At 70.9% G+C, this 8,392-nt stretch carries 9 protein-coding genes, 1 tRNA gene and 1 pseudogene; 3 read left to right on the top strand and 8 right to left on the bottom strand.

Annotated features, from left to right (window positions below; translation table 11 throughout):
- Positions 1–199 precede the first annotated feature (199 nt).
- Entirely contained in the window at positions 200–418 is a 219-nt protein-coding gene (locus IEZ19_RS50385) for an MmyB family transcriptional regulator (RefSeq protein ID WP_229839876.1), read from the top strand.
- 88 nt (positions 419–506) lie between these two features.
- On the opposite strand, the gene IEZ19_RS03555 is transcribed toward IEZ19_RS50385, so the two are convergent.
- A complete protein-coding gene (locus tag IEZ19_RS03555) occupies positions 507–848 on the bottom strand; it encodes a hypothetical protein (protein ID WP_189309449.1) in 342 nt (113 codons plus the stop codon).
- Positions 849–1,086: 238 nt separating this feature from the next.
- Positions 1,087–2,490, bottom strand: a complete 1,404-nt coding sequence (locus IEZ19_RS03560; RefSeq protein WP_229839877.1) for a carboxypeptidase regulatory-like domain-containing protein — start codon at positions 2,488–2,490, stop codon at positions 1,087–1,089.
- 111 nt (positions 2,491–2,601) lie between these two features.
- Between IEZ19_RS03560 and IEZ19_RS03565 the strand changes: the two genes are divergently transcribed.
- On the top strand, positions 2,602–3,162 hold the full coding sequence (locus tag IEZ19_RS03565) for a TetR family transcriptional regulator (protein ID WP_229839878.1): 561 nt from the start codon (positions 2,602–2,604) through the stop codon (positions 3,160–3,162).
- Positions 3,163–3,324: 162 nt separating this feature from the next.
- Here the strand turns inward: IEZ19_RS03565 and IEZ19_RS03570 are convergent, their stop codons facing one another.
- The 6 genes and pseudogenes from IEZ19_RS03570 to IEZ19_RS03595 form a co-directional block, all read right to left on the bottom strand.
- A complete protein-coding gene (locus IEZ19_RS03570; RefSeq protein ID WP_189309450.1) occupies positions 3,325–4,542 on the bottom strand; it encodes a cytochrome P450 in 1,218 nt (405 codons plus the stop codon).
- 28 nt (positions 4,543–4,570) lie between these two features.
- On the bottom strand, positions 4,571–5,944 hold the full coding sequence (locus tag IEZ19_RS03575; protein ID WP_189309451.1) for an NAD(P)/FAD-dependent oxidoreductase: 1,374 nt from the start codon (positions 5,942–5,944) through the stop codon (positions 4,571–4,573).
- Complete coding sequence (locus tag IEZ19_RS03580) at positions 5,934–6,143, bottom strand: ferredoxin (RefSeq protein WP_189309452.1); 210 nt, start codon at positions 6,141–6,143, stop codon at positions 5,934–5,936. Before IEZ19_RS03580 ends, IEZ19_RS03575 begins: the two co-directional genes overlap by 11 nt.
- Positions 6,144–6,426: 283 nt before the next feature.
- Positions 6,427–6,615, bottom strand: a complete 189-nt coding sequence (locus IEZ19_RS53380; RefSeq protein WP_373296902.1) for a transposase — start codon at positions 6,613–6,615, stop codon at positions 6,427–6,429.
- Between the two features lie 366 nt (positions 6,616–6,981).
- Positions 6,982–7,391 (bottom strand): annotated as a pseudogene (locus IEZ19_RS03590) (electron transfer flavoprotein subunit alpha/FixB family protein); the annotation flags it as partial.
- A 167-nt stretch (positions 7,392–7,558) separates the two neighbouring features.
- Positions 7,559–7,632, bottom strand: a tRNA-Pro gene (locus tag IEZ19_RS03595).
- Positions 7,633–7,748: 116 nt separating this feature from the next.
- Here IEZ19_RS03595 and IEZ19_RS03600 point away from each other — a divergent pair.
- Complete coding sequence (locus IEZ19_RS03600; protein ID WP_189309453.1) at positions 7,749–8,279, top strand: DUF309 domain-containing protein; 531 nt, start codon at positions 7,749–7,751, stop codon at positions 8,277–8,279.
- Positions 8,280–8,392 lie beyond the last annotated feature (113 nt).

Raw genomic sequence — 8,392 nt, forward strand, 5'->3', positions numbered from 1 at the left:
ATGTGCGTCAGGTGCTGCGAGGCGCCGTGCGATGTCGGTGAGCCTGGGCCTCCCGGCCGGTACGGCCGACAGTTGTCGGCCCAGAGCGCGACCGACGCGGCCCGGCTCCGGGAGACCGCCGAGCGTCTCACCGGCGTCACGTTCGCGGCCGTCCGAGGCGACCGCATCCTTCACACCTCCGTTGCGACCGATCAGGACCGTGCCATGGCAGGCGGATCTCTACGGCGCCTACGCGAGTGACAGCGGTGACGCACGCACCGGCGAACTCGTCGACGCGCTGCGCACGGTCAGCCCAGAGTTCACCACGCTCTGGTCCGAGCATCCGGTGCTCGGCCCCTACTGCGCACCGAAACGCTTCCGGCACCCGCCGGCCCAGGGAAGCCTCCTCGCCGTAGGGAACGCTTCACGCCTCTCGTAGCTGAGACCGATGGGCGGCCCATATGTGACATGGGCGAACACCGACCGAGGCCTGCGCCAAGCGTTCCTGACGACACGGCCGCGCCGGTTCAGCCCAGTGTTCCGAGGACCACGGTCACGCACACTCCCATGGCAACGGTGATCAGGACCATCGCGATCAGTGTTCCTCGCAGCCATCGCCCGAAGCCGATACGGTGCTGCTCCTCCGCCGCGCGGATGCTGTCGGCGATGTGCTCGGTCACCAGGCGGGCGACATGTTTCTGCTCCGCGACGTACCAGCGCTCGATGTCCGTCTTCTGCTGCTCGGTCAGCCCCGGCGAGCGTGCGGTGAAATCCGCCACGCGCCGACGTGCCGCTTCCAGATGAGCCTCCTGGTAGAGGAACCCTTCGATGTCGGTCAGTCCGCGCGCGACCTCGTCACTCGCGTCCATGGTCTGCTCCAGGGAAGAACGAGCCCGGTCCCGGCACCATCATGGAGAAACCCCTTCGTCCGAGCGGCCTGCACTTCGTACGACGCGGCAGCGGTCCCATCTGTGACACGTACCGCCCTGCTCGAGGCGCCCGTTCCCCACCCCGGCCGGACAGAAACAACGCGCATGTCCCCCTGCTCGCAGGCTCACACCACAAAGACCGGCCGGGGCAGGGCCGTGTGACAGGGCGGCCGAGCGGTCAGGTCATTGCGTTCGAGCGCACGCGAGACGTCTCCCCGTCGGGGCGGTCGTGCATGGTGAAGTCGGCCCGTGCTGCCGCGCCGGATCGCAGCAGCTTCTGGTGGACCACCGGGCTTCGTCCGCTGGACGAGACGACGACACTGATGTGGCCCTCGGGCAGGCCGGTCACTGCGTACTCGCCGTGCGCGTTCGTCATGGTTCGCACCAGTTGCCGTCCGCCGGTGTCCATGACCGTCACCGCGGCATGGTGGACGGGTCGGTGCTCGGCATCGCGGACGACCCCCGTCAGCATCGGCACCGGCTCGCCGAAGTGGTGGTGATGGACCGGAAGCGCGGTGGGCGTGGGCGTCTCCACGGCCGGGTCCTCCACCGGCGGCTCCACGATGTCGTCCATATCGTCCATCCCGTTCGCCTCGTCCTCCGCGCCACTCCGTACGGTCGCACGACGGTGGCGCCATGCGTCCAGGCCCAGCAGAGCCATGCCTGTCGCGAGCCACGCGCAGAGCACGAGGACCGGCCTGAGCACTCCGGCGCCGTCGAAGTACACCGCTCCCCGCAGGGCGTCCACCGCGTTGGCCAGCGGCATGACGGCGTTCACGTACTGGAAGAACGTCGGGAGCAGGGGAGCGGCGGCCACGCCACTGGTGGGCACGCTCAGCACGATGAACAGCCCCATGCCCACCGCGGGGAAGTACTGCCTGGCGAAGGGTGCGATGCCGGAGGCGAACGTGGCCACCGCCGTGGTGAGCAGGAAGGCGATCCCCAGGGCCGAGGGTTCGTCGGGGATGTAGTGCAGTCGGACGCCGACGAGGAAACCCGCGATGCTGAAGAGTGCGGCGACGCCCACGATCGTCATCAGTTTCCTGCGACGGTTGAAGGTCACCGCCCGCAGCAGGGTGGTGGCGAGGATGTAGCCGGGGATGCTCCAGGCGAGCCCGAAGTAGACCAGGGTCGTGCCCATCTGGTCCTCGGACACGGTGGGCGCCACCTCGGTGACCGTGAGCTTCCCGTGGTCGTGCGCCACGAGTGCGGAGAAGTCCTTGGTCAGCGCCTGCTCCAGGGACATGCCGTTGGCCTTGGCGACGTACAGCACACTGTGCCGGCGCCCGGCGACGTAGCCCGCGACGGCGTCCCGGTCAAGCACGGCCCTGCGGGCCGCCCGGGCGTCCGCCACCGCGGTGACGTCGAACCCGTCGGGATACCGCCGCTGCAGAGCGGCGTCGACCTTTCGCTCCGTCGCACGGTGCGCGACCACGACCTTCGCGTGGTGCGGCTGGGGCGCGTGCAGGGCCGGGGCGAAACAGAACAGAAAGCCGAGGAAGAGTGCGGCCGGAAACCACAGGGCCTCGGCCAGAGTCCTGACGGGGTGTATGCCCCGGGGACGCTCGATCCGGTCTGTCACAGATCCACTCTCCGTCGCTCGCGCCCGGCCGCCGCCTCCGAGGCTCGTTAATGTACCAATCGGAACATCTACGCCTGGACCTTACGCGTACCGACCGGTACAGTCAAAGACGTGCCTCGCCCCGTCAATGCCGAGAAGCGGGCCGAACTGTTGGAGCAGGTGGTGAACTACCTGCAGCAGCACGGTCTTGCGCAGATGTCGCTGAGCCCGCTCGCGGAGGCGATCGGCACCACCAAGCGCATGCTCCTGTACTACTTCGGCAGCCGCGAGAACCTGCTGACCCAGGCCCTGGCCGCCAGCCGCCCCGACGCTCACGCCATGTTCGACGACGTCCACGACGTGGCCGGCCTGCGCGAGGCCGCGCAGGCCTTCTGGAAAGCGATCACCGTCGGGGAGCAGTCCCGAGCGATCCGTGTCCTGCTGCAACTGCTCAGCCTGGCCGTCACCGATCCGGAGCAGTACGGCAGCATCGCCGCCGACACCGTCGAGGTCATGGTCGGCCCGATCGCCACCGCGTACGTCCGGCTGGGACACCCGCCGGAGCAGGCGCGGGCCAGGGCCACGCTGATCGTCTCCGGGCTGCGCGGGTTGTGTCAGGACCGTCTGGTGACGCATGACGTCGCGCGGACCGACGCGGCCGCCCGACGCCTGATCGAGGACGCGGTCGCCTGACACGAGGCGCAGGTGCGGCCCGGAGGCGACTACCAGCCCGGCCATCGTTCAACCGAGCGTCCCCAGCGGGCGCTCACTGTCGGAAGGACGCCTACCGGGCAGCCCGTGCGCTCGCGGCACGGGCAACCTCCGCCGTGGCCTTGCCGTGCGTGCGGCCGCCGATCAGGAAAACTCCACCGGAAGATGCCGGGGGCCGCGCAGGACGGCGCTGCTCCGGTACGGGGGCGGGTCCTCGACCAGCCGCGGGCTGCCGAGGCGGCGGAGGAGCGCGGCCAGCGCGATCTGCGCCTCCAGCCGGGCCAGCGCTGCGCCGTAGCAGATGTGGACGCCTCCCCCGAAGCCGAAGTGCTCGTTGTCCTCGCGTGCCGGGTCGAACCGGTCCGGGTCGCGGAAGCGTTGCGGATCCCGGTTGCCGGAGGCCAGCACCAGCACCAGGGGTGCGCCCCTGGGGATGGTGGTGCCCGCGACCTCCACATCGGCCAGGGGCGTGCGCTGCACCAGCATCTGGACGGGCGGTTCGTAGCGGAGCAGTTCCTCCACCGCTCTGGGCATCAGGTCGGGTTCGCGGCGCAGGCGTTCCAGCTGGTCGGGGTGGCGCAGCAGGGTGAGCATGCCGTTGGTGATCAGGTTGACGGTGGTCTCGTGCCCGGCGACGAGCAGGGTAGCGGCGGTGCCCATCAGTTCCTCCGAGGTGAGGCGGGCGGCCGGGTCCTTCTCGTTGACGAACGCGGAGAGCATGTCGTCGCCAGGGTTGCCACGGCGCTGCTCGGCGAGGTCCAGCAGATACCGGCCCATCGCCGTCCGGGCCTGCTCCCCCGCCCGTACGCGCTCGGTGGGGTCCTCGCCGGCCCTGATGTCGACGCCCTCGATGATGGTCTCCGACCACTGGCGAAAGGTGGGTTCGTCCTCGCGCGGCACACCCAGCAGCCGGCAGATGACCGTGACGGGGAGCGGGTAGGCGAAGTCGTCCACGATGTCGACCCGCTTGCGGTCCCTGAAGGCGTCGATCAGCTCCTCGGTGATCTCGGCGATCTCGTCCCGCATGCCGGCGACCCGGCCGGCGCTGTGCGGCGGGCCGAAGGGCCGCGTCGCGATGCTGCGCAGCCGGTGGTGCTCGGGGTCGTCGAACCGGATGAAGGACGCTGGCAGCTGCTCCTCCCCCTCCGCGACACCGCTGTAGGGCACGGTGAGGTTGCGACGGTCGGAGCTGATCCGCGGGTTGTGCAGCAGGGCGTTGATCTCGTCGTACGTACCGACCAGATAGCTGCCATCCGTCTGCCGCGCCACACCGCCCGCCTCGCGCAGCTCCGCGTACAGCGGGAAAGGGTTGGGCCGGCTGGCGTAGTCGGTGATCCGTTCCAGCAGGGTTTCCGTGGTCATCGAGGGGCTCCTCGTCGACAGATAGGGGTCAGCCGGTGGGCCAGACCCTGGTCAGCCGGCGGTCCGGCAGGTGCCCGGTGAGGGTGACGGTGGGGCCGTGCGAGAGCACCGCCGGGTCAGGCACGTCGGAATGGATCGGGAAGCTCGCCGCCGCCGAGCGGTCGGCCGCCTCGGGCGCGGGCGGGAACGGAGCGGCCGTCTCGATCAGATGCCGGTAGTACTCCAGCCACTTGGCCATGTTGATGGTGACCGCGGCCGTGATGCGGCCCCGGTAGCCGTACACCGCCACCAGGCGGCCCTGTTCGAGCGAGCCCTGGGCGATGACCAGATGGTCGGAGAAGGTGGGTACGCCGACGGATTTGATGTTGAGTCCGAACTGGCTCGACCAGAAAGTCGGGACCGACAGGTGTGGGCGCCGCCGCGGACCCGGGTTGGCCATGTTGTGGGCCGCCACCTTCGCTTGCTCCACCGCGTTGCCCCAGTGTTCCAGGGACATCATCTGGTACTCGTAGAGCGGATGGGGGAAGCGGGAGACATCGCCGGCCACGAAGACGTCGTCGGTGACGATCCCGTACATGTCGAAGGCGCGGCATCCCGCGTCGCAGGCGACCCCGCGCGGGCCCGCGGCAAGACCGGAGTCCGCCAGCCATTCGGTGTTGCGCACCGCTCCGAGGGCGACCACGGCGATGTCGGCCTCGACCTGGCTGCCGTCGGACAGCTCCGCTCCGGTGAACCGGCCATGGCCGTCCCCGCGCAGCGCGGTCACCGTCACCCCGCAGCGCAGGTCCACACCGTGGTGGCGCTGCAGCCTGTCGGCGAAAATGCTCAGCACCCCGCCGAGCGCGCCCACCAGGGGTGCGGCGCCGCGCTCCGTGAGCGTGACCTCGATGCCCCGCTCCCGGCAGGCGGAGGCGATCTCGGAGCCGGTGAACCCGCCGCCGATCACCAGCACCCGGCTCGGCCCGGCATCCAGCCGCTCGGCCAGCCGCCCCGCGTCGTCGACGGTCCGCACGGTGAACACCCCGTCCAGGGCGCCCTGCTCCGCATCCGGCCACGGCCGGGCCCGGGTCCCGGTGGCGATCAGCAGCCGGTCGTACGGAAGCGACTCTCCGTCGGCCAGCAGCACCTGCTTCTCCACCGTGTCAAGCCCACTCGCGCGCACTCCGAGCCGCCACTCCGCCTCGGGGTCGCGGCGCATCGGCAGGCCGACAGCGGTCGCCGCCGCCTTGCCCAGCAGCACCTGTTTGGTCAGCGGCGGCCGGTCGTACGGCGGATGCGGCTCGTCGCCGACCACGGTCAACGAACCGGTGAACCCCTCCTCGCGCAGCGTCTCGGCGGCCCGCAGCCCGGCCAGCGACGCGCCCACGATCACGATCCGGCCCTCGCGCAGATCATCGGACACGGCTGCTCACCTCCTCCCCCACCAGGATCGCCTGCACCGGACACGCCGCCGCCGCCTGCCGGACGGCCTCCAGTCGCTCCTCGGGCACGGCGGGGTCGTACAGCAGCGCCTCCTCACCATGCAGCTCGAACAGATCGGGGGCGAAGAACACGCACTGCGCATAGCCCTGACAACGGTTGAGGTCCACAACGATCCGCATCCGACCCACTCCTCCCGTCGGGTCACTGCCTCCGGTTTCACGCTACGTTCGGCGGCGGGCAACGACCGGTCCGGCTGCTCCGACCGGGTCAGCGAGCCGGTCCTCCGCCCAGGCGGTCACGACCCGGTGGAGCCCGAGCCGGGGCTCACGGGCGGCGCCTTCCTGATCGAGGGCATGCGGAGGGGGTGGTTGCGCGGTCAGCTCAGGGCGCGGTGGCGGCGTTGCCGCCGCTCCGTCTCCCTGAGCCGTCGGCCTGAACCGGACGTGCGGTCTCGGCCGTGCCCTAGCGGATGGTGTCGGCGGCGGTGGTGGCATCGGGCTGGTGCCAGGTGTCGGGCCTGGCGAGGGCGAGGACGCCGCCGTGCCGGCGCGGCCGTCCGCTCCGGGGACCAACCCGGGCGGGTCCGTGGTCGCGGAGCATCACGCGGTCCGAGCGCAGGCGCCCGGCCAGGACGACCGGCAGGTCGGCCAGGGCGTGGGAGAGGCAGGCGACGTCGTAGCCGGAATCCGTCCAGGATGGGCGGGTCTGCTGGCCGCCACTGCCCGGCGCGCGTCAACCGCTCGACGACAGCGCGGAGTTGGGCGGCGGTGACCGCGGTCGCATCGTCCGCGGGGCCCAGGCGGACGGCGTCCAGCAGTGCGCACCAGGAGGTGCGGACGGTCTCCAGAGCGGCGACGAAGGAGTACGGCCGGCCGGCGCCCTTGAACGAGCAACCAGGCTGGCCCGGCATGGCTGCACAGCGGGTGAGTTCGCCGGGGCGGCAGCCCAGGTGCAGCGCGGGCCACCCGGTGCGCGGAAGTGCCTGGGCCAGGAGCGTGCGTTCGCTCACCCGCAGGGGAGCGACGTCGCCGCCGATGGCGTAGCTGACTTGATGAGCGCAAAGCTCTCCAAGCCGCCCACACCACGGCCACCGGAGACCACAACCGCGGCCTCGGTCAGCTCCGGCCGGCCGGTCGACTCACGCGCCGTGCGGCCGGCGACCTTCGTGCCGGTGGCCTGGTCGGCGAAGGTCACCGCGAGAGCCTCCACCGTGCCTGCGGCCCGAACTGCCTCGACTGCCACGTTGTCGGACTTCACGGTGATGACCGGAATATCCTCCTCCACGCGCTTGGTGGTGAACGACGCGGCGAACACCGACTGCGTGCCACCACACCCTCGTCGCCGGCCCTCAGGTCGACGGCGTCCCACAGAACTGCAATCACCCTTCCGGCCACCCGGCGCCCGCGATCGTCACCGGGACACCAGACACGGCGAATCGCCAACCCCACTGCAGCACTGCAATATTGGGGATCCAGACCCCCCACCCCGGACCACCAGGCGACCGACGCGCTCGCGACCACCACCCCTGGACATGCCGAGAAGGCCGTCCCCGCCATATCGACGGAAACGGCCTCCGACCTGCGAAAACTCGCGGTCGGGACGACAGGATTTGAACCTGCGACCCCTTGACCCCCAGTCAAGTGCGCTACCAAGCTGCGCCACGTCCCGGTGCGCTCACCCACGGTGACCCGTGTGATCGCGCGAACAGAACTTTACCCCACGTGCCGGACCACACCGAAGCCGGACCCGGCCGGGTCCGACCCGGCCGGGGCACAATCGGTCGTATGGGAAGTGGTGGCGCGTCTTCGAAGCGGTCGGTGGCGGGACGGGACCGGGACCAGGAGGGCCGGGCACGCAATGCGCGGCCCCGGGACGGACTCGGGCGGCCCCTGCCGTACGACGCTCAGGGCGTGGCGCGGCAGCCCGAGGGCGTCGTCCGCACGCCGCTGGAGACGGTCGCGGAGGCACAGGAGCTGCTGGACGGCGGGAAACCGTTCCATGCGCACGAGGTGTTCGAGGACGCCTGGAAGACCGGTCCGGACAGCGAGCGCACCCTGTGGCGAGGGCTCGCCCAGCTGGCCGTGGGACTCACCCACGCGGCCCGCGGCAATCTCGCCGGCGGGGCGCGGCTGTTGCGGCGGGGCGCGGATGCCGTGGCGGAGTGGGCGGCGGGGCAGGGGGAGTCGCGGCCGTACGGGATGGATCTCGCGGGACTCGTGGTGTGGGCGCGGGAGTTGGCGGACGCGGTGGAGCGTGGCGGTGCGGTCGACGCCGGGGAGGTGGCGCCTCGCCTGCGTGGGCGTGAGGCGTCGTAGCGGCGGCCGGGTGGAGGTGCCGTAGGGGGTGTCAGTGGCATACGGCAGACTCGGGGGGGTGCGAAGGATTCATGTCATCGGTATCGGCGCGGGTGACCCCGACCAGCTGACCC

The organism is Streptomyces brasiliensis (assembly GCF_014647875.1).
Lineage (GTDB): Bacteria > Actinomycetota > Actinomycetes > Streptomycetales > Streptomycetaceae > Streptomyces > Streptomyces brasiliensis.